Here is a 19,538-nt window from a genome sequence, read left to right on the forward strand (position 1 = left end):
AAGGAGAACTCCCATGCGATTCAAACGACCGCAGGTGCGCTATGCCGACACGCCGCAGCCTGCCACGCCGTACCAAGCCGCCGGCCAGGTCTGGGACGAGCGCATCGGCTCGCCGCGTGTGCAGGCCAGGAACTGGCGGCTGATGGCCTTCGGTTGCCTGCTGCTGGCGCTGCTGATGGCCGGCGGGCTGCTGTGGCGCTCGGCACAGTCCATCGTTACGCCCTACGTCATCGAGGTGGACAACGCGGGCCAGGTGCGCGCCGTCGGCGAAGCCGCCACGCCGTACCGGCCCAGCGATGCGCAGATCGCGTACCACCTGGGCCGCTTCATTGGCCTGGTGCGCTCGCTGTCCATAGACCCCATCGTCGTGCGGCAGAGCTGGCTGGATGCCTACGACTACGCCACGGACAAGGGCGCCGTGGTGCTCAACGAGTACGCGCGGGTCAATGACCCGTTCGCGCGCATCGGCAAGGAGTCGGTGACGGTGCAGATCACGAGCGTGACCCGCGCGAGCGACACGTCGTTCAACGTGCGCTGGACGGAGACGCGCTTCGTCAACGGCGCGCTGGACCGCACCGAACGGTGGAATGCCGTGATGTCCATCGTGCAACAGACGCCGCGCACCGAACAGCGCCTGCGCAAGAACCCCCTGGGCATCTACGTCAACGGGTTGTCGTGGAGCCGCGAACTGGAAGGAAACGAAGGAGCAAAGCCATGAATGCAGTTTTCCGTAAATCCGTATTGCCGGTGATCCTGCTGGCATCGGCTGTCCTGTTCGTGGGCTGCGCCACACAGGGCAAGCCGCCGCCGGTGATCGCTCTCGATGAGCCTGTGCAGGCGCAGCCGCTGCCGGAGCCGCCCGCGCCGGTAGAGGTGGTCACGGTGCCCGAGCCGCTGGCCCTGCCGGCGCAGTTGAAGCCGTTGTCCAAGGTGGATGCGGCCCCGGCCGTGCCGGAGCCGGCTGACGAGAAGGTGCGCGTCTCGCGCGCCAATGCCGAGGCGCGCGTCGCGCCGACGCGCGAGGGCTACGTGAACGCGATCCAGGTCTGGCCCTACAGCGACGGCGCGCTGTACCAAGTCTATGCGGCCGTGGGCCGCGTGACGGTAGTGTCGCTGCAACCGGGCGAGGAACTGGTCACAATGGCGGCGGGTGACACGGTGCGCTGGATCGTGGGGGATACGTCCAGCGGCAGCGGCGATGCGCTACGCGTCAACGTGATGGTCAAGCCGATCCGCTCCGGCCTCAAGACCAATCTGGTCATCACGACCAGCCGGCGCACCTACCTGCTGGAGCTGACCTCGACAGAGAAGGCGTGGATGGCGTCTGTGTCCTGGGAGTATCCGAAGGACAAGATGCTGGCGCTCCAGCGCCAGGCGCAGGCGGCCAGTGCCGCCGCGCCCGTCGATACCGGCTTGTCGCTGGAGAAGATCCGCTTCCGCTACGCGGTGTCGGGCAGCAATCCGCCGTGGAAACCACTGCGGGCCTTCGACGATGGCGAGAAGGTCTATATCCAGTTCCCCGCTGGCATCGCCCAAGGCGAACTGCCGCCGCTGTTCGTGATCGGCGCACAAGGCGACGGGCAGCTGGTGAACTACCGTTTTCGCTCGCCGTACTACATCGTGGATCGGCTGTTCGGCGCGGCCGAACTGCGCCTGGGCGGTGACAAGGGCGACGTGGTGCGGATCGAGCGCACGGATGGCGTAGTGGGCGTGACGCGGAGGAACTGATCATGAGCCAGGACGACACCTCCGGCCTTGCCGCGCCCTCGGCGGGCAAGGTCGCGCCCGAGGCGGTGGCGCTGCGCGCGCAGCCGCGCCCGATCACGCGTCTGAACCGGCGCACGCTGGCCATCCTTGCCGGCGGCCTGTCGGCCGCTGTGCTTGGCGCCACGATCTGGTCATTGCAGCCGCACCGGCGCGGCGCGGGCGAGCAGACCGAGCTTTACAACGTGGATCGCGTCTCGAAGTCCGAAGGGCTGGACGGCTTGCCCGCCGACTACTCGAAACTGCCTGCGAAGGTGCCGGAGCTGGGGCCTCCGCTGCCGGGCGATCTCGGGCCGGCCATCGTGCAATCACAGCAGCCGGTGACGCCAGCCTATGCACCGCCGGGCCACGACCCGGCCGACGCTCTGCGCAAGGAGGCCGATGCGGCTGCGGGTTCGTCGGTGTTCTTCCGCTCGGGCGGACAGAAAGCCGCTGCGCCCGTGCAGGCCGCCACGGCAGGCCCGGCATCCGCCTTGGCGGCCTTCGATCCGCTCGCCGCTGGACCGGCCTCGACGGCGGCCCAGCCCACGGACCCGACTGCCGCGCAGAACCGGCAGGACCAGAAAGAGGCGTTCCTGAAAGGCGGCTCTACGGAAACCTGGAATTCCGGGAATCTGCAAATGCCGTCCTCGCCGTACCAGGTGATGGCCGGAACGGTGATCGCGGGCGCGCTGATGACGGGCATCAAGTCCGACCTGCCGGGCGATGTGATCGCCACGGTGACGGAGCCGGTCTATGACTCGGCCACAGGCAAATTCCTGCTGATCCCGCAGGGGGCTCGCATCCTGGGCCGCTACAACAGCCAGGTGAGCTACGGGCAGAGCCGGGTTCAAGTCGTGTGGAAACGGATCATCCTGCCTGACACGTCCTCGCTGACGCTCGACAACCTCGTGGGCACCGATCCTGCCGGCTACGCCGGGCTGGAGGATGGTGTGGACTGGCATTGGGGTCGTATCTTTGCGGGCGCGGTGCTGACGACGCTCCTGGGCGTCGGTGCCGAGCTGGCTGCGCCGGAGAACCGGCAGGATGGCAACCGCATCGTGATTGCCGGGCGCGACAGCGCACAGGACAGCATCAACCAGATCGGACAGGAGATCACCCGACGCAACATGAACATCCAGCCGACGCTGACCGAGCGGCCAGGCCTGCCGGTGCGGATCATCGTGAACCGCGATCTGGTGCTGCGCCCGTACCAGCCTTTGTTCTTCAACCGGGGGGCAATACGATGAGCACTGCCAGGAAGCTGCGCCTGGGGCCGCTGCCCCGCCAAGAGGTCACGAAGCTGACCTTCGCCTGCCCGGTCGGCCTCAAGAACGACCTCGACCGCTACGCCGCACTGCACGCGCAGGCGTATGGCGAGGCGGTGGACGCGGCCACACTGATTCCTCACATGCTGGAGGCGTTCATGGCAGGGGATCGAGGATTCAGAAAACGAACGACGGCCAAGACCGCACCGCCGAAACAGCCCTGATGACCCGGCCCTCGGACCCGACGAAAGCGCAGCCCACGGGCTGCGCTTTCGCTTGTGGACGTGGATGTCGGCAGGCCGGAACTACGATGACGATGCGATCTTGCCCGCTGCGATGCCCCTGCGTTTGCCACCGCAAGGCGCCCATGTGGCACCTAGCTCAAAAGGAGGCAAGAGCACACGGCGGCCAGTATCTGATCTAACCTATTGACCCATAAGACTTTTTGCGCCGCTACAAGTCTGCATCAAAGGCTTGACGACGGACATTTTTCGTTTCAGATGCCCGGCACAGCCCCGACGCTACATTGCGGGGGCATCACTTCCGACCCCCTGCCCATGATCCTGCGTCAGAAGTCCGCACTGGACGGCTTCACCTGCGAGTTTCTGGATGACACCCGCAGCCAGGTGCTGGGTCGGTTCAGCTACGCGTGGTTCTCGCAGGCCAAAAATACCCGATTGCGCGTCTACAGCGCCGAAGATGCTGCCAAAGGCGACATTCAGATGCACCTGAACGGCAGCGCCTGGAGGGTGCGGCACCTGTATCTGAACCGCGGGCACCTCGGCAACATCCGCTACACACTCGAAACAGCCGACGAGACCGTCCACGCGCAGGTGGATGTGCTGGGCAATAGCGCGGGGCAACGGTTGCCGCGCATCCTGATGACGCAGCCCATACAGGCCGAGGTCGGTACCTCCTCGGGCTGGATCAAAAGGAACTTCCCGGTCACGGAAAGCGGCACGCGAAGGCCCCTGGGCTGCATCCGCGAGCCTTCGGCCATCACCTTCAAACGCGAATTGCTGATCGAACTGCCCGGCGTTGAGCCGCCGGTGGCCGCGTTCTTGTCGGCGGTGGCGCTCATCGTGCGCTACTGAGCAGCGCGGCCTGTAGCCCCCGGCAACGCAGGCCCCAAGCCTGCTGCGCCGCGGTATCAGGGCTTTGGAAGCGGGGGGGTGTCCGGCAGCAGGCAGGCCTCGGCCACCTGCAGGTTGTTGTCCCGGGCAAAGTTCAGCACAAAATCCCAGGCCATGGGCTCGTGGTCGCGCAGATCGCGGTTCACCACCACACACTTCACCCCATTGAGCGTGGTGGGAATGCACCAGGGCGAATAGCTCAGATGGCTGCCAGGCCTTGCCCCGCCCGGCCGGAAGCTGCTCATCACCCCGGCCAGCCGCTCGGCCCAGTCGCTGGGGCGAAAGGTTTTCCCGTCGTGGGTGATGCCCTGGATGAAGACTTCTTTGGAGGTGGGGGAAACCATCGGGGATTGGAGTGGTAACAAGAACGTGCAGCCACGTTCTCAAAGCGCCAGACACAGGATCGCTGCATGCTGCACCGCAGCGCAACATTCTAACTCTTATATAAGAGCTGGCTCCCTAATCCCTTCAGCGGGCTGCACAACCACCGCGCGATGGGATTAGCGCCCGCATTGCAGTGATGCGCAATCGTCAACAGCCCCTTCCCTTGCGCCCTCTAGAATCGTGCTTCGCTTTTTTGCCACCGTACCGTCTGGAGATTTCCGAATGACCGCTTCCATCCCGGCAGCTTCGCCCCACGTGATGAACACCTATGGTCGCGTACCCATTGCGCTGGCCCGTGGGCAAGGCTGCCGCGTGTGGGATGTGAACGGCAAGGAATACCTGGACGGCCTGGGTGGCATCGCCGTGAACACGCTGGGGCACAACCACGCCAAGCTGGTGCCTGCACTGCAGGACCAGATCACCAAGCTCATCCACACCTCCAACTACTACCACGTGCCCCTGCAAGAGCAACTGGCCGCCAAGCTGGTGCAGCTGTCGGGCATGACCAACGTGTTCTTCTGCAACTCGGGCCTGGAGGCCAACGAGGCTGCGCTCAAGATCGCACGCAAGTTTGGCGTGGACAAGGGCATCGCCAAGCCGGAGATCGTGGTGTACGAACGCGCCTTCCACGGCCGCTCGATTGCCACCATGTCCGCCACGGGCAACCCCAAGATCCACAGCGGCTTCGGCCCCTTGGTCGAAGGCTTCATTCGCGTGCCGATGAATGATATCGACGCCATCAAAAAAGCCACCGAAGGCAACCCCAACGTGGTGGCCGTGTTCTTTGAAACCATCCAGGGCGAAGGCGGCATCAACCCGATGCGTGCGGAATACCTGCAGCAGCTGCGCAAGCTGTGCGACGAGCGCGACTGGCTGATGATGATCGACGAAGTGCAGTGCGGCGTGGGCCGCACCGGCAAGTGGTTTGCCCACCAGTGGGCCGGCATCGTGCCCGACGTCATGCCCCTGGCCAAAGGCCTGGGCTCGGGCGTGCCGATTGGCGCAGTGGTGGCGGGCCCCAAGGCGGCCAACGTGCTGCAGCCGGGCAACCACGGCACCACCTTTGGCGGCAACCCGCTGGCCATGCGGTCCGGTGTGGAAACCATCCGCATCATGGAAGAAGACGGCCTGCTGCAAAACGCCGCCCAGGTGGGCGACCACCTGCGGGCAGCGCTGCAGCGCGAGCTGGGCAGCCTGCCCGGCGTGAAGGAGATTCGCGGCCAGGGCCTGATGCTGGGCATCGAACTGAACAAACCCTGTGGCGCGCTGATTGGCCGTGCGGCCGAGGCAGGCCTGCTGCTGTCGGTCACGGCCGACACCGTGATCCGCCTGGTTCCACCGCTGATCCTGACCACCGCCGAGGCCGACGAGATCGTGGCCAAGCTGACCCCGCTGGTCAAAGCCATCCTGGCCGAGTAACCGGCCGGCACCGAGACACACGCCCATGAAACACTACCTGCAGTTCAACGACCTCAACGCTGACGAATACACCTACCTGTTCGAGCGCGCCGCGCTCATCAAGAAGAAGTTCAAGGCCTACGAAAAGCACCACCCGCTGGTGGACCGCACCCTGGCCATGATTTTCGAAAAAGCCAGCACACGCACGCGCGTCAGCTTTGAGGCCGGCATGTACCAGCTCGGTGGCAGCGTGGTGCACCTGACCACCGGTGACAGCCAGCTGGGCCGCGCCGAGCCCATCGAGGACAGCGCCAAGGTCATCAGCCGCATGGTGGACCTGGTGATGATCCGCACCTACGAGCAGGCCAAGATCGAGCGTTTTGCCGCCAACTCGCGCGTGCCCGTGATCAACGGCCTGACGAACGAATACCACCCCTGCCAGATCCTGGCGGACATCTTCACGTACATCGAGCACCGAGGTTCCATAAAGGGCAAGGTGGTGGCCTGGGTGGGCGACGGCAACAACATGGCCAACACCTGGCTGCAGGCCGCTGCATTGCTAGGGTTCAAGGTGCATGTGAGCACCCCCCGTGGTTATGAAATTGATGAGAAATTGGCCGTTGGCGCTGGTGGGACAAGCGCCAGTAGCTATCAATTTTTTAGCAACCCGCTCGAAGCCTGCCAGGGCGCCGACCTGGTCACCACCGACGTCTGGACCAGCATGGGCTACGAGGCCGAGAACGAAGAGCGCAAGAAGGCGTTTGCCGACTGGTGCGTGGATGCCGAGATGATGGCCGCCGCCAAGCCTGATGCGCTGTTCATGCACTGCCTTCCCGCGCACCGGGGCGAGGAAGTCGAGGCGGATGTGATCGATGGACCGCAGTCCGTGGTGTGGGATGAGGCAGAAAACAGGATGCACGTGCAGAAGGCACTCATGGAGTACCTTCTGCTCGGCCGCATAGCCTGATTTTTTGGCTCTCCATGCCTTGGCGTCGCCAGCCCGCCCACAGCGCTGAACTGTTGGCACACTGGGCATTGCTGGGCCAAGCACTCGGCCGGGATACACCGGCGTGGCGTAAAGAGGGGCGACGGCTTGTGCTCAGCTGGGCACGCTGGCCGCGCGCCTACCACGATACCACCCACCTCTGGGCCTGCCTGCGGCATTGGCACGTGGTGCAGGATCAGCAACCCGCCACACTCGACAACCCCCACGCTGTTGCGCTGGCCCTGTGGTATCACGATGCCATTTACTGGCCGTGGAGCAAACACAACGAAGAGCGCAGCGCCGACTGGGCAAGCCGCTTCATCCTGGGCCAGGGTCTACCCGCCACGCTGGCGCAAACCGTGCACCAGCACATTCTGGACACCCGCCACTCCCCCGGCCCGCTCACAGGCGATGCGCAGTGGGTGGTCGATATCGACCTGGCCATCCTCGGCCAGAGCGATGCGGTGTACCGCCAGTTCGAGCGCAACGTCCGCCGCGAATACTTCTTTGTGCGCTGGCCGCGTTATGTGACGGGGCGCAGTGCGGTGCTGCAGGGGTTTCTGGCGCGGCCGCGCATCTACGGCACAGAGTTTTTTCAAGAGCGCCACGAAGCCCAGGCCCGCATCAACCTGACCCACGCGCTGAACGCGCTGGCGGCCGGGTCCGTGTACGGCGCCGATTGTTGAGGCCTCAACAAAAACCGCCGGGCTGTTGGAAATAACCGACACCACGGGTTTTCCGGGACATGCAAACTTTGTCCCATGCCAACGCCTTCCCCCTCCACCGCCCGCCGGCTCTGGGACATCTCGCCGCCCGTCCACGCGGGCAGCCCCGTGTTCCCCGGCGACACGGCCTACAGCCAGCAGTGGTGCGCCACCATCGGCCCCGGCTGTCCGGTGAACGTGAGCGCGATCACCCTGTCGCCGCATGTGGGCGCGCATGCCGACGCGCCGCTGCACTATGACGAAAGCGGCGCCACCATTGGCGATGTATCGCTGGACGCATTCCTAGGGCCCTGCCGCGTGATCCACGCCATCGGCTGCGGCCCGTTGATCGAGTGGCGGCACATCGCCCATGCTTTGAACAGCGCCCTGCCCCCGCGCGTGCTGGTGCGCACCTACGCCACAGCCCCCGAGCACTGGGACGGCCAGCTCACCGCCTTTGCCCCCGACACCATCGTGCGCCTTGCCGACCACGGCGTGCTGCTGGTGGGCATCGACACCGCCAGCATCGACCCGGCCGACAGCAAGCAGCTTCCCAGCCACCAGGTCATCCGCCGCCGCGGCCTGCGCGTGCTGGAGAACCTGGTGCTCGACGCCGTGCCCGAGGGCGACTACGAACTGATCGCGCTGCCGCTCAAGCTGACCACCGCCGACGCATCGCCGGTGCGCGCCGTGCTCAGAGCGCTCTGACGAAAAAATTTCAAGCCTTTATTGGCTGATTGGGTACATGCCTCAGACCAACCCCGTTCGCCCTGAGCCTGTCGAAGGGCTGTTTACGAGCAGCGCACTGGCTTCGACAAGCTCAGCCCGAACGGACGGAGAGACCCCTGAGACAAGTCGAATATCAAGCCTTTTTGGCATCTAGCGCTTACCCCATAAGCGCTAGAAGCTATCAAAACAGTAGTAACCAATATTCACCGCCATGACGACAACCCTGCAAGACTGCCGCGCCCTGGATGCGCAAGACCCACTCGCCCCGCTGCGCGAACACTTCAGCCTGCCCGCGGGCGTGATCTACCTCGACGGCAATTCGCTGGGCGTGTTGCCCAAGGCGGCCGCTGCCCGTGTGGCCGACGTGGTGGCGCGCGAATGGGGCACGGACCTCATCAAGTCCTGGAACACCGCCAGCTGGTTTGACCTGCCCCAGCGCCTGGGCAACCAGCTGGCCCCGCTGATCGGCGCGGGCAACGATGAAGTGGTGTGTACCGACAGCACCTCCATCAACCTCTACAAGGTGCTGAGCGCGGCGCTGAACATTGCGCGCGAAGACAGCCCCGCCCGCAAGCGCATCGTGAGCGAGCGCAGCAACTTCCCTACCGACCTCTATATTGCCGAGGGCCTGTGCAAGGAACGCGGGCTGGAGCTGGTGCTGGTAGAGCCCGATGAGATCACCACAGCGCTGACCTCCGACGTGGCCGTGCTGATGCTCACCCACGTGAACTACCGCACCGGCGCCATGCACGACATGGCCGCCATCACCGCCGCCGCGCACGCGCAGGGCATTTTGTGCGTATGGGATTTGGCGCACAGCGCGGGCGCCGTGCCGGTGGACTTGAACGGCGCAGGCGCTGATTTTTCGATTGGCTGCGGCTACAAATACCTCAACGGCGGCCCCGGCGCACCTGCCTTTGTGTGGGTACACCCGCGCCACGCGAACCGCTTCTGGCAACCGCTGTCCGGCTGGTGGGGTCACGCCGCACCTTTTGCGTTCACCCCCGACTACAAACCCGCCCCGGGCATCACACGCTACCTGTGCGGCACGCAGCCCATCATCAGCCTGTCGGCGCTTCAGTGCGGGCTGGACGTGTTCACGGCTGCCGAATCACTGGGCGGCATGGCGGCACTGCGCACCAAATCCCTGGCGCTCACCGACCTGTTCATCCAGCTGGTGGAGGAGCGCTGCGCAGGCCACGGCCACGGCCTGGGCCTGGCCACGCCGCGTGCGCATGCACAGCGCGGCTCGCAGGTGTGCCTGACGCGCGACGAAGGCGCGGGCGTCAATGGCCAGGGCAGCGGCGCCTACGCCATCGTGCAGGCGCTGATCGCGCGCGGTGTGATTGGGGACTACCGCGCCGGGTCCGGTGCGGCTTCTGCTGCAGGCAAGGGCGATGGCGGCAAGGGCCCGCACAAAGACATCCTGCGTTTTGGCTTCACGCCGTTGTACATTGGCTTTGAAGACGTGTGGAACGCGGTGGAGCATCTGCGCCAGGTGCTGGAAAGCGGCGAGTGGCAAAAGCCCGAGTTCAACCAGACCCACGCGGTGACCTGAGGCCTGTCGGCATCCAAAAACACCTCAACCCGTTCACGCTGAGCCCGTCGAAGTGCCGCGCAAGGCTTCGACAGGCTCAGCCCGAACGGCTCTGATTGATCGAGCGCTCCGTGTGAAACGGCGCGAACGCAGGAGACCCACCATGTGCCCCTTTTCCCAAACCACCGTCCCCGCCAGCGACACGCCGGCCGCCGCCCTGCCCGAGTCCATCGTGCGCGAAGAGCGCGCCCAGCTCGACTTCAGCAAGTCGATGAGCTACGGCGACTACCTGCAGCTCGACGCCATCCTCACCGCGCAAAAGCCGCTCTCGCCCGCGCACGACGAGATGCTGTTCATCGTGCAGCACCAGACCAGCGAGCTGTGGATGAAGCTCATGCTGCACGAGCTGCGTGCGGCCATTGGCCACATTGCGCGCGACGAGCTGCCGCCCGCGTTCAAGATGCTGGCACGGGTCAGCAAGATCATGGAGCAGCTGGTGCACGCCTGGGACGTGCTGGCCACCATGACACCGCCCGAGTACAGCGCCATGCGGCCGTACCTGGGCCAGTCCAGCGGCTTCCAGAGCTACCAGTACCGCTGCATCGAGTTTTCGATGGGCAACAAGAACCGCGCCATGCTCCGGCCCCACGAGCACCGCGCCGACCTGCTGGCGCTGGTGCAGGCGGCGTACGAGGCCCCTTCGCTGTACGACGAGGCCCTGCGCCTGCTGGCCCGACGTGGCCTGCCCATGCCGGCCAGCCACACCGAGCGCGACTGGAGAGAGCCCTATGTGGAAAACGACGCGGTGGAGCAGGCCTGGCTCACCGTGTACCGCAACCCCGAAAAACACTGGGACCTGTACCAGCTGGGCGAGGAGCTGACCGACCTGGAGGACGCGTTTCGCCTCTGGCGCTTTCGCCACGTGACCACGGTGGAGCGGGTGATCGGCTTCAAGCGCGGCACAGGTGGCACGGGCGGTGTGAGCTACCTGCGCAAGATGCTGGATGTAGTGCTGTTCCCCGAGATCTGGAAGCTGCGCACGGACCTGTAGCGCAAAAAAAGGGCTGCTCACCGCGGTGAGCAGCCCTGCCTGATCGGTTCATTGCAGAAGATCATCCGGCCAATGCAAGTGCACCGGCCGTGCTGCGTCAGGGAAGGACGAGATCGTCGCCCTCGCGCACGCTGGCCTGCTGCTGGCGGCCGCCCAGCGAGTAGGTCACCCAAAGCGTCTTGGTCACCCGGGGCGCAGGGTCGCAGCGGCACAGGTCGTTGGTAACGCGCACCTCCAGGCGGTCATCGCGCACGATAGAGCGCAGCTGCCCCGTCACATCAACCATGCGGCCCTCGGCGCCGTAGGCGGCGTTCAGCACCACCAGGGCATTGCGTTGTGGATCCCGGTAGCCACCGCCCTGCGGGTAGGCGCCCGGGTTCACCACGCCGTTCCAGCCACCGTTCCAGCCTTCACGGCCCCAGTTGCCGCCGGTCCAGCCGCTGAAGCGGCCGCCGTCGATGGTTTTGCCCTCGGCGTATTCCAGCAGCTGGGTCTGACCGTCGCGGTCACGCACATAAATGCGCAGGGTCTTGGTTTTGTAGGGATGGGGGTCCACGCCAAAGGTGTCGTTGGTGAGGTGGATGGCGCGGTCATTGCGGGCCAGTTCGCGCAGGCGCTGCGTCACGTCGACATGGCGCTCGGGCGTGCCATAGACGGCTTGCAGGATGCTGAGCTCACCGTCATCGCGGCCACGGTTGTTTCGGCCCTCATAACCCTGCCAGCCCTGGTTGCGACCGCCCTGGCCCCATCTTCCGCCACGCCAGCCGATGAACTGGGAACCGTCCACGGTGGCGCCCTCACGGTACTCGAACGTCCGCGTCGCGCCGTCCCGCCCGCGGGCGTAAATGCGCAACGCCTTGGTGCGGCCACGGTCCGGGTCGGCGCCAAAGACTTCGTTGGTGACGCGGAAGGTCTGGTCGCTGCGGGCAAGCTGCCGCAGCCGGTCCGTCACGTCCACATTGCTCTCCAGCGTGCCATAGCGCGCGCCGAGGATCTGGTAGCTGCCTTCGTCGCGCGGCTGGGCCGTGGCGGAGGTTATCAGCCCGAAAAACAACAACAGCACGGCCCAGAAGCCGTGAAAGGGATGGCGAAGCAACATGGAAACCTCCTTGAATGGCAGGCCGGTCGCTTGCAGACACAACAACGGCCGGTGTGCACACGATTCCACGCCGATCTTGCCACGTCAATAGGACGGTGCCTTGGGGGTCTGTGGGACACCACCTGCGTGGCACCTGTGCAGCAAGGGACGTCGGCGGGGCGATGTCGCGGGCCCTGTGGGCGACAGCCGATCTGGCGCAGGGCTGGTAGCCTCGGCTGCATGCCGATGACCGCTTCGCAAACGCCCGCCCCGCTGATCTCCCCGCGCAACGCCTGGTGGATGTTGCTGGCACTTGTGTCGGGCTTTGCGCTGAGCCAGGCTTTTCGCACGGTCACGGCCATCATGGCCACGGGCCTGCGGGCAGAGTTCGGCCTGTCGGCCCAGGCGCTGGGCGTGTTTGCCGGGGCGTTTGCTTTTGCCTTCGGCACCATGCAGCTCTTCATGGGAATCGGCATTGACCTGTATGGCGTGCGGCGCACGCTGCTGGTGGCGTTTCCGCTGGCAATTGCAGGCGCTGTGCTGTCGGCGCTGGCACCGGGTTATGGCGGGGTGCTGCTGGGGCAGGTGCTCATCGGCGTGGGCTGCGCGCCCGCCTTTCTGGTGTGCACCGTGTTCATTGCGCGCTACTTTCCGGCCCGCCGGTTTGCCATGGTCTCGGGCGTGGCGATGGGTGTGGGCGGGCTGGGCATGCTGTTCACGGGCACGCCGCTGGCGTGGCTGGTGCAGCAGTCGTCGTGGCGCATGGGGTTTGCGGTGCTGGCAGCGCTGGCCACGCTGGCGTGGCTGCTGATCTTCTGGAAAGTGCACGAGCCAGCGCAGCCCACCCACGGTGCGCCCCCGCGCGAATCGGTGCTGCAGGCGGTGCGCGGCTTTGGCGCGCTGTTCCTGCTGCCGCACACCGCCGGCATCATGCTGCTCGCGCTGACGACATATGCGTCGTTCCTCACCATGCGGGGCCTGTGGCTGGGCCCGCTGCTGATCGAGCGGCACGGCTACTCGCTGGTGGCCAGCGGCAATGTCGCCATGCTGTCGTCGCTGGTGTCGCTGTTCACCCCGGCGCTGTTCGGGCGGCTCGACCCGGGGCCGGGCGCCCGGCGCCGCTGGATCACCGGCTTCACGGTGCTGCTGGCAACGCTCTTTGGCGCCATCGGCCTGCTGCATGCCGAGTGGCTGGACGTGGCAGGCTCCATTGCCGTGGGCATGCTGTCGGGCTACATGGTGCTGCAGTATTCGGACGTGCGGTCGGCCTACGCCCCCGCCGTCACCGGGCGCGCGATGGCGGTGTTCACCATGGCGCTTTTCCTGGGCGTGGCGCTGATGCAGTGGGTCACCGGTGTGGCCGCTTCCATCGCGGCCGCGCAGGGGGCCGATCCGTATGTGGCGGTGATGCTGACCATTGCCGGCATGCTGGCCGCCGGGGCCCTGGCGTTCCGGTGCCTGCCCGCGCCCGCACGCTGACGGCGCTGGCCTGAGAAAATATCACACTACTGTCCGGTAAATTTCCTTGATGCATCAGAATAGCTCCGTCTGATGCTGTCCTTGCTCAATCTCATCTCCGGTGAGTGCGTTGGTCACCATCTGTGCCAGGGTGACCTTCTCGAACATGTTGACCTCCGCCAGATGCAGGAAGTTGCGCAATGAAATCCGCGCATGAAACGGCTTGTGTGCGATCAAGGCCATGAGATAGGTACACACCGCAATCCAGATTTGCGAGCGCACCGCGTTCAGTGAGTTGCCGAAGAAGTGTTTGACGTTCAAGTTCTGCTTGAGCCACTTGAAGAACAACTCAACCTGCCAACGCTGCTTGTAGATCGTGGCGATGGTCAGGGCCGATAAGTCCAGGCGATTGCTCAGAAACACCAACTCCAGGCAGCTCACGGCGTCATAAAAGCGTACCCGACGCAAAGGCTGTGGGTAGCCCTTCTTGGAGCGCTCGCCGGTCAGCACAATCGTCTGGTCTGACCAGACTCCTGCCTTGGCGTCGGTGGGGTGCGCTTCAGTGCAATGAAAACTCAAGTTGCCTTTGGCGCGCACCACAAAACTGCATTCCTGCTGCACCAGCAGGTACAGCCGGGCAAAGTCCACATAGCCCCGATCCAGCACTACGATGGAGCCCTTTGGCAGAGCCAAATTGTCCAGCAGGCTCACATCACTGACCTTGCCCGTGGTGATGGTAAGCATGACCGGAATCGCGCCACGCAAGTCGATTACGGTGTGGGCTTTGATGCCTGCCTTGGTGGATCGAAAGTCAGCCCAGGGAAACAGGCTCAGGCACAAATCAATGGTGGTGGAGTCCATGGCATACAACGGCTCCTTAAGGCCCAACCCAATGTCATGGTCTTGGTACAAAGCCAGCGCCATCTCTGTCAGACGATGCCCCAGTGCTTCAAACAATGCCGAGTCGCGCCGCTCGTTGGCATCGGCCAAGGTGGAGCGTGACACCCGCTGGCGCAGGCCCAGGTGATAGAGCTTGCTGCTCTGAGAGTTCAGGCACGCGATCAGGTCACGCAAACCCTCTCTGCGGGTGAGCTGCGCGTAGGCCATGCAGATGAAGTGACTCCATGCGGTGAAGTCGCGCGTCCATCGGTTGGCTTGGTATTTGTCAACAAGGTGTTCAAAGTGGCTAAACGGCACGACCCCCAGCAATTGTGCGAAAACCGTGCGCCCAGTGTTCATGGTGTAGACCCCAAAAATGAGGCCACGGTACGCCACGGGCGTGGATCGCGTTTCAAATCGCCGGAATCGAGAATCCTCTGGGAACCCGCGCCCGGCCTATGTCTGAGCTAATTTGCCGGGAGATTTACCGGACAGTAGTGGCCTGCTTTAGTAGATCGAAAGTCAGCCCAAGGAAACAGGCTCAGGCACAAATCAATGGTGGTGGAGTCCATGGCATACAACGGCTCCTTAAGGCCCAACCCAATGTCATGGTCTTGGTACAAAGCCAGCGCCATCTCTGTCAGACGATGCCCCAGTGCTTCAAACAATGCCGAGTCGCGCCGCTCGTTGGCATCGGCCAAGGTGGAGCGTGACACCCGCTGGCGCAGGCCCAGGTGATAGAGCTTGCTGCTCTGAGAATTCAAGCACGCGATCAGGTCACGCAAACCCTCTCTGCGGGTGAACTGCGCGTAGGCCATGCAGATGAAGTGACTCCATGCGGTGAAGTCGCGCGTCCATCGGTTGGCTTGGTATTTGTCAACAAGGTGTTCAAAGTGGCTAAACGGCACGACCCCCAGCAATTGTGCGAAAACCGTGCGCCCAGTGTTCATGGTGTAGACCCCAAAAATGAGGCCACGGTACGCCACGGGCGTGGATCGCGTTTCAAATCGCCGGAATCGAGAATCCTCTGGGAACCCGCGCCCGGCCTATGTCTGAGCTAATTTGCCGGGAGATTTACCGGACAGTAGTGAAAATATCATCAAAAACAGGCTCCAGCGCTTATAAAGAAAGCGCAAGCAGCTATGTTTTATGTAGCAATTTGCACTACAGCGAACTGGCACTCGAGCCATCGCCCCGGTACAGCCAGGGAACATCCAGCAAGCGTTCGCCCAGCAGCCGCAACGACACGTCCCGCCCCCAGCGCACCAGCCCGGTGGCATGAAAGATGCGGCCGTTGCGGGTGGAGCGTGCCTGCACGCGTGCATTGCGCTGCCAGCGGTTGAGTGCGTAGCGCCTCAGGCGCAGCGGCACGTCCAGGTCGTGCATCGACAGCGCACGCTGCAGTTCGGCAGCGTCTTCAATGGCCATGCCCGCGCCCTGCGCCAGGTAGGGGCGCATGGGGTGCGCGGCATCGCCCAACAGGGCCACCAGGCCCTGCGCCATCTCGTGGGCGCCCTGCACCGGCGGGCGGTCACACAGCGGCCACAGGCGCCAGCCGGGCGCCCCGGCCGTGCCGACGCTGCGCACCACATCCTGCAGGGCCGTGCAGGTGCCTTGCAGGGCGTGGTCCAGGCCCGCCGCGTTGGCGGCATGGTCCCAGTTTTCCAGGTCCTGCGGCGCGGGGCCTTGCACGATCACGACGATGTTCTGCAGCTCCCCCCGGCGCACCGGGTATTGCACGGCATGCAGGCGCGGGCCCAGCCACGCCGTGACCTGGGCGGTGCGCAGCGCATCGGGCAGCGCATGCTGCGGAACCAGCGCCCGGTAGGCCAGGTGGCCCGTCACGCGGGGTGGCACGGCACCCAGAAGCTGGGTGCGGGTGCGGCTCCACAGCCCGTCAGCCCCGATGAGTGCGTCGCCCTCCAGCTCCTTGCCGCGGCTGGTGCGCACGGTGACCACGCCATCGGCATCGGCAAAGCTGTCTATCGCATGCTCCAGGTGCAGTTGCGTGTCGGTGTATTTGGTCAGGGCCGACAGCAGCAGCCCGTGCAGATCGGCCCGGTGGATGGTGGCGTAGGCTGCGCCGTAACGCTCCACGGCGGTCGATCCAAGCGGCAGCACGGCCAGTTCCTGGCCACTGACTGCATTGCGCACCTGCAGGCGGCTGGGAAACGCGGCCACCGCCTGCAGGGGCTGCTGCAGGCCCCATGCCTGCAGGCGGCGCACCACGTTGGGGCCGATCTGCACACCCGCCCCTACTTCACTGAAAGCGGCAGCGCGCTCGTACAGCCGCACATCCCACCCCGCGCGCGATGCGCCCAGCGCAGCGGCCAAGCCCCCAATGCCGCCGCCGGCAACCAACACCTGTTTTTTCATGGGTGGCATTGTGCCGCGCACCAGGGCGCGGCCAGATGACTTGCGGGTATTTCAGGTTTCAGGGCAACGGCCGAAGCGCGCGCTCCAGCAGTTCAGGCGCCATGGGGCGGCCAAACAGATAGCCCTGGAAAGCCTGGCAGCCGTGGCGCTGCAGAAACTCGAGCTGGAACGCGGTTTCCACGCCCTCGGCCACCACGGCCAGGTCCAGGCTCTGCGCCAGCGCCAAAATGGTGCGCACGATGGCGGCATCATTCGGATCGCTTTGCAGGTCGCGCACAAAGCTCTTGTCGATCTTGAGCTGGTCGAGCGGCAGGCGCTTGAGGTAGCTCAGGCTCGAATAGCCGGTGCCAAAGTCATCCAGCGAAAAGCCCACGCCGTAGCGGCGCAGGTGCTCCATGCGCGAGATCACGTCTTCCACATCGGTGAGCAGCAAGCTCTCGGTCAGCTCCAGCTTGAGCTGCTCGGGGTTGGCGCCGCTGGCCTGCAAGGCGCCCAGCACCTGTTCCACAAAATCGGGCTGCCGGAACTGCCGCACGCTCACGTTCACCGACAGGAAGAACCTGCGTGTGAGCGCGCTGCGCGACCAGGCCACCAGCTGGGCGCAGGCGGCCTCCAGCACCCACTGCCCGATGGGAAGGATCAGCCCGGTCTGCTCGGCCAGCCCGATGAACTCGGCAGGCATGACGACGCCGCGCTGCGGGTGATTCCAGCGCACCAGCGCCTCTGCGCCCAGCAGCCGCCCTTCACCATCCACCACCGGCTGGTAGTGCAGCATGAGTTCGTTGTCGTGCAGGCTGCGGCGCAATTCGGCCTCCAGCGCCGCGCGGCTGCTGACGGCCGCCTGCATGTCGGGGTCGAAAAACCGCTGGGTGTTGCGGCCGGCGGCTTTGGCCTCGTACATCGCCAGGTCGGCATGCTTGAGCAGTTCGTCCACGCTGCTCGCCTTGTCGCCAAACAGGGCAATGCCGATGCTCGGGGTGCTGTGGTGGCTGGTGTCGCCCAGGGCGTAGGGCTTGCCCAGCGCCTGGGCGATGTGGCGTGCCACCACTGCAGCCTCGCTGCTGGCCTGGGTGACATCGGCGCTGAGTCCTTCCACCAGCACCACGAACTCGTCGCCGCCAAAGCGGGCCACCGTATCCACATCGCGCACACAGGCGGCCAGCCGCTGGGCTGCCTGCACCAGCAGCTGGTCACCGGTGTCGTGGCCCAGCGTGTCGTTGAGGTCCTTGAAATTGTCCAGATCAATGAAAAACAGCGCCCCCTGCGCGCCGGAGCGCGCCACCGCTGCGGTGGCGCACTGCAGCCGGTCCACCAGCAGGCGGCGGTTGGGCAGGCCGGTCAGTGCGTCGTAAAACGCCAGCCGCTCGATCTGGCTTTCCACGCGCTTGCGTTCGGTGATGTCGCGCCCCACGCCGCGGTAGCCGCGCAGGGCGCCCTGCGCGTCAAACACCGGCACGCCACTGACCGATATCCAGTGCATGCTGCCATCGGGCCGCTGGCGTTGTATCTCCAGGTCACGAAAGGGCTGATGGGCCTGCAGCACGGCCCGGTGCGCGGCCCAGTCGGCCTCGGTCATGTTGAGGGCGCCGATCTCCCAGCGCGTGTGCCCCATCACGCTGGTCAGCGGTATGCCGTTGACGCTGAGGTCGCCCGCCAGCTGCACAAAGCGGCCTTCTGCGTCGTGCTCCCAGTACCAGTCGGACGAAAGATCGCTCAGCGAGCGAAATCGCGCCTCGCTCTCGCGCAACTCGTTTTCCACGCGCACGTAGTAGCTCACGTCGGCAAAGGTGCGCACCAGGCTGCCGTCGGGCAGCTCCGTGGTGCGCACTTCAAACGTGCGGCCATCGCGTGTGGTGCGCCAGTAAACGTCTGGCGCGGGGGCCACGGCCCCTCCGGCCACATACCCATAACCGCGCTGGTCCACCAGGCTGTGGCCCTCGCCGAAGTCGCCGCGCTCGGACTGGATGCGGGTCAGGTCCGCCAGCGTGGGGCGCTTGGCCATCAGCGATTCGGGCAGGTTCAGCAGCTCGAGCACCCGCTGGTTGTAGACGATGATGCTGCCGTCCGGCCCGGTCTTGAAGATGCCCTGGCTCATGCTGGCCAGGGTGACCTGCAACGCGGAGCGTTGCTCCTGCAGCAGCGTCAGCGCCTCCTGCCAGATGCGGGCATCCACCATGCGCACAGGCTGGCCCTGGCCCTGCGTTCGCTGCAGGAGCACGGCCAGGCGGTGCAGCAGTTCGCCCAGATGGGCCACCCCATCGGCCTCCCGCACGATGTAGTCGCCCAGTCCGCAGCGAAAGGCCCGCGCGGCCAGTGCCTCCTGGTGGCCGTCGATGCACATCAGCACCGGGCGGCCCGCACACAGCGCCAGCACGCCCGGAAGGTCCTGAACCGAGGGCTGCAGGCACAGCACCACGGCGTCCCAGGCATGCGATGCCAGCGGGGCGCGTGCCGCATCCGGGTTGGGGCTGTTCACCACCTGCCAGCCCGGCTGGCGTTCTTCCAGAAGCCGCCGCGCGGCCGTCGCGTGCAGCGCATCGCTGTCCACCCACAGAATGGCAGGCGCGCTCATGGTCCGCCGCTTTCGCTGGTGGCGCCAGGCGCCACGCCTTCCGGCACCAGCCGGTGCTCACGCACAAACACATCGATGGGGACCGGCCGCCCAAACAGATACCCCTGAAACCCCTCACACCCATGCAGCCTCAGGAAACTCAGCTGCCCCGTCGTCTCCACCCCCTCGGCCACCACCTGCAGGTCCAGGCTCATCGCCAGCGCCAATATGGTGCGCACGATCGCCGCGTCGTTGGGGTCCGAC

18 protein-coding genes and 1 pseudogene are annotated in these 19,538 nt (G+C 65.3%); 12 read left to right on the forward strand and 7 right to left on the reverse strand.

Going from position 1 to position 19,538, the window contains the following annotated elements; all coding sequences use genetic code 11:
* Positions 1–13 precede the first annotated feature (13 nt).
* From trbF to KYG_RS14950, 5 genes are all read left to right on the forward strand, one after another.
* Entirely contained in the window at positions 14–718 is a 705-nt protein-coding gene (gene trbF / locus KYG_RS14930; protein ID WP_008905754.1) for a conjugal transfer protein TrbF, read from the forward strand.
* Positions 715–1,728, forward strand: coding sequence for a P-type conjugative transfer protein TrbG (gene trbG, locus KYG_RS14935; RefSeq protein ID WP_008905755.1), 1,014 nt, complete (start codon positions 715–717; stop codon positions 1,726–1,728). Before trbF ends, trbG begins: the two co-directional genes overlap by 4 nt.
* A 2-nt stretch (positions 1,729–1,730) precedes the next feature.
* Entirely contained in the window at positions 1,731–2,993 is a 1,263-nt protein-coding gene (locus tag KYG_RS14940) for a TrbI/VirB10 family protein (RefSeq protein WP_008905756.1), read from the forward strand.
* Entirely contained in the window at positions 2,990–3,235 is a 246-nt protein-coding gene (locus tag KYG_RS14945) for a DUF2274 domain-containing protein (RefSeq protein ID WP_008905757.1), read from the forward strand. Before KYG_RS14940 ends, KYG_RS14945 begins: the two co-directional genes overlap by 4 nt.
* 333 nt (positions 3,236–3,568) lie before the next feature.
* Positions 3,569–4,105: a hypothetical protein gene (locus tag KYG_RS14950; RefSeq protein ID WP_008905758.1), complete on the forward strand. Its 537-nt coding sequence runs from the start codon at positions 3,569–3,571 to the stop codon at positions 4,103–4,105.
* Positions 4,106–4,161: 56 nt separating this feature from the next.
* Here the strand turns inward: KYG_RS14950 and KYG_RS14955 are convergent, their stop codons facing one another.
* Positions 4,162–4,488, reverse strand: a complete 327-nt coding sequence (locus tag KYG_RS14955; protein WP_008905759.1) for a DUF3579 domain-containing protein — start codon at positions 4,486–4,488, stop codon at positions 4,162–4,164.
* A gap of 262 nt (positions 4,489–4,750) precedes the next feature.
* Between KYG_RS14955 and KYG_RS14960 the strand changes: the two genes are divergently transcribed.
* From KYG_RS14960 to kynA, 6 genes are all read left to right on the forward strand, one after another.
* Positions 4,751–5,947 carry an aspartate aminotransferase family protein gene (locus KYG_RS14960; protein WP_008905760.1) on the forward strand — a complete coding sequence of 399 codons (1,197 nt, stop codon included), beginning with the start codon at positions 4,751–4,753 and terminating at the stop codon, positions 5,945–5,947.
* A 25-nt stretch (positions 5,948–5,972) separates the two neighbouring features.
* The gene (gene argF, locus KYG_RS14965) at positions 5,973–6,893 is read left to right on the forward strand and encodes an ornithine carbamoyltransferase (RefSeq protein WP_008905761.1); all 921 of its coding nucleotides are present in this window, start codon (positions 5,973–5,975) and stop codon (positions 6,891–6,893) included.
* Positions 6,894–7,021: 128 nt separating this feature from the next.
* Entirely contained in the window at positions 7,022–7,597 is a 576-nt protein-coding gene (locus KYG_RS14970; protein WP_008905762.1) for a hypothetical protein, read from the forward strand.
* Between the two features lie 75 nt (positions 7,598–7,672).
* Positions 7,673–8,323, forward strand: coding sequence for an arylformamidase (gene kynB, locus KYG_RS14975; protein WP_008905763.1), 651 nt, complete (start codon positions 7,673–7,675; stop codon positions 8,321–8,323).
* 232 nt (positions 8,324–8,555) lie between these two features.
* Entirely contained in the window at positions 8,556–9,902 is a 1,347-nt protein-coding gene (kynU, locus tag KYG_RS14980; protein ID WP_008905764.1) for a kynureninase, read from the forward strand.
* A 142-nt stretch (positions 9,903–10,044) separates the two neighbouring features.
* A complete protein-coding gene (gene kynA, locus KYG_RS14985) occupies positions 10,045–10,932 on the forward strand; it encodes a tryptophan 2,3-dioxygenase (protein WP_008905765.1) in 888 nt (295 codons plus the stop codon).
* 97 nt (positions 10,933–11,029) lie between these two features.
* On the opposite strand, the gene KYG_RS14990 is transcribed toward kynA, so the two are convergent.
* Entirely contained in the window at positions 11,030–12,031 is a 1,002-nt protein-coding gene (locus KYG_RS14990) for a DNAJC11 domain-containing protein (RefSeq protein ID WP_008905766.1), read from the reverse strand.
* Between the two features lie 225 nt (positions 12,032–12,256).
* Here KYG_RS14990 and KYG_RS14995 point away from each other — a divergent pair, with 225 nt between their 5' ends.
* Complete coding sequence (locus KYG_RS14995; protein ID WP_008905767.1) at positions 12,257–13,489, forward strand: nitrate/nitrite transporter; 1,233 nt, start codon at positions 12,257–12,259, stop codon at positions 13,487–13,489.
* Between the two features lie 54 nt (positions 13,490–13,543).
* On the opposite strand, the gene KYG_RS15000 is transcribed toward KYG_RS14995, so the two are convergent.
* The 5 genes and pseudogenes from KYG_RS15000 to KYG_RS15020 all read right to left on the reverse strand — a co-directional run.
* Positions 13,544–14,707 (reverse strand): IS4 family transposase, encoded by a 1,164-nt coding sequence (locus KYG_RS15000; protein WP_034694848.1) that lies wholly within the window; start codon positions 14,705–14,707, stop codon positions 13,544–13,546.
* A 313-nt stretch (positions 14,708–15,020) separates the two neighbouring features.
* Positions 15,021–15,297, reverse strand: a pseudogene (locus tag KYG_RS25520) (DUF4372 domain-containing protein); the annotation flags it as partial.
* A gap of 214 nt (positions 15,298–15,511) precedes the next feature.
* Complete coding sequence (locus tag KYG_RS15010; protein ID WP_008905770.1) at positions 15,512–16,723, reverse strand: FAD-dependent monooxygenase; 1,212 nt, start codon at positions 16,721–16,723, stop codon at positions 15,512–15,514.
* Positions 16,724–16,781: 58 nt separating this feature from the next.
* On the reverse strand, positions 16,782–19,295 hold the full coding sequence (locus KYG_RS15015) for an EAL domain-containing protein (RefSeq protein ID WP_008905771.1): 2,514 nt from the start codon (positions 19,293–19,295) through the stop codon (positions 16,782–16,784).
* Positions 19,292–19,538, reverse strand: a 247-nt coding sequence (locus KYG_RS15020; protein WP_008905772.1) for an EAL domain-containing protein, incomplete at its 5' end; no start/stop codon positions are given. The genes KYG_RS15020 and KYG_RS15015, both read right to left, overlap by 4 nt.

The organism is Acidovorax sp. NO-1 (assembly GCF_000238595.1).
GTDB lineage: Bacteria > Pseudomonadota > Gammaproteobacteria > Burkholderiales > Burkholderiaceae_C > Acidovorax.

What these genes read in the sequence shown, in the direction of transcription:
- trbF (WP_008905754.1), top strand. Translation starts at nt 14, where the DNA reads ATGCGATTCAAACGACCGCAGGTGCGCTATGCCGACACGCCGCAGCCT.
- trbG (WP_008905755.1), top strand. Translation starts at nt 715, where the DNA reads ATGAATGCAGTTTTCCGTAAATCCGTATTGCCGGTGATCCTGCTGGCA.
- KYG_RS14940 (WP_008905756.1), top strand. Translation starts at nt 1,731, where the DNA reads ATGAGCCAGGACGACACCTCCGGCCTTGCCGCGCCCTCGGCGGGCAAG.
- KYG_RS14945 (WP_008905757.1), top strand. Translation starts at nt 2,990, where the DNA reads ATGAGCACTGCCAGGAAGCTGCGCCTGGGGCCGCTGCCCCGCCAAGAG.
- KYG_RS14950 (WP_008905758.1), top strand. Translation starts at nt 3,569, where the DNA reads ATGATCCTGCGTCAGAAGTCCGCACTGGACGGCTTCACCTGCGAGTTT.
- KYG_RS14955 (WP_008905759.1), bottom strand. Translation starts at nt 4,488, where the DNA reads ATGGTTTCCCCCACCTCCAAAGAAGTCTTCATCCAGGGCATCACCCAC.
- KYG_RS14960 (WP_008905760.1), top strand. Translation starts at nt 4,751, where the DNA reads ATGACCGCTTCCATCCCGGCAGCTTCGCCCCACGTGATGAACACCTAT.
- argF (WP_008905761.1), top strand. Translation starts at nt 5,973, where the DNA reads ATGAAACACTACCTGCAGTTCAACGACCTCAACGCTGACGAATACACC.
- kynB (WP_008905763.1), top strand. Translation starts at nt 7,673, where the DNA reads ATGCCAACGCCTTCCCCCTCCACCGCCCGCCGGCTCTGGGACATCTCG.
- kynU (WP_008905764.1), top strand. Translation starts at nt 8,556, where the DNA reads ATGACGACAACCCTGCAAGACTGCCGCGCCCTGGATGCGCAAGACCCA.
- kynA (WP_008905765.1), top strand. Translation starts at nt 10,045, where the DNA reads ATGTGCCCCTTTTCCCAAACCACCGTCCCCGCCAGCGACACGCCGGCC.
- KYG_RS14990 (WP_008905766.1), bottom strand. Translation starts at nt 12,031, where the DNA reads ATGTTGCTTCGCCATCCCTTTCACGGCTTCTGGGCCGTGCTGTTGTTG.
- KYG_RS14995 (WP_008905767.1), top strand. Translation starts at nt 12,257, where the DNA reads ATGACCGCTTCGCAAACGCCCGCCCCGCTGATCTCCCCGCGCAACGCC.
- KYG_RS15000 (WP_034694848.1), bottom strand. Translation starts at nt 14,707, where the DNA reads ATGAACACTGGGCGCACGGTTTTCGCACAATTGCTGGGGGTCGTGCCG.
- KYG_RS15010 (WP_008905770.1), bottom strand. Translation starts at nt 16,723, where the DNA reads ATGAAAAAACAGGTGTTGGTTGCCGGCGGCGGCATTGGGGGCTTGGCC.
- KYG_RS15015 (WP_008905771.1), bottom strand. Translation starts at nt 19,295, where the DNA reads ATGAGCGCGCCTGCCATTCTGTGGGTGGACAGCGATGCGCTGCACGCG.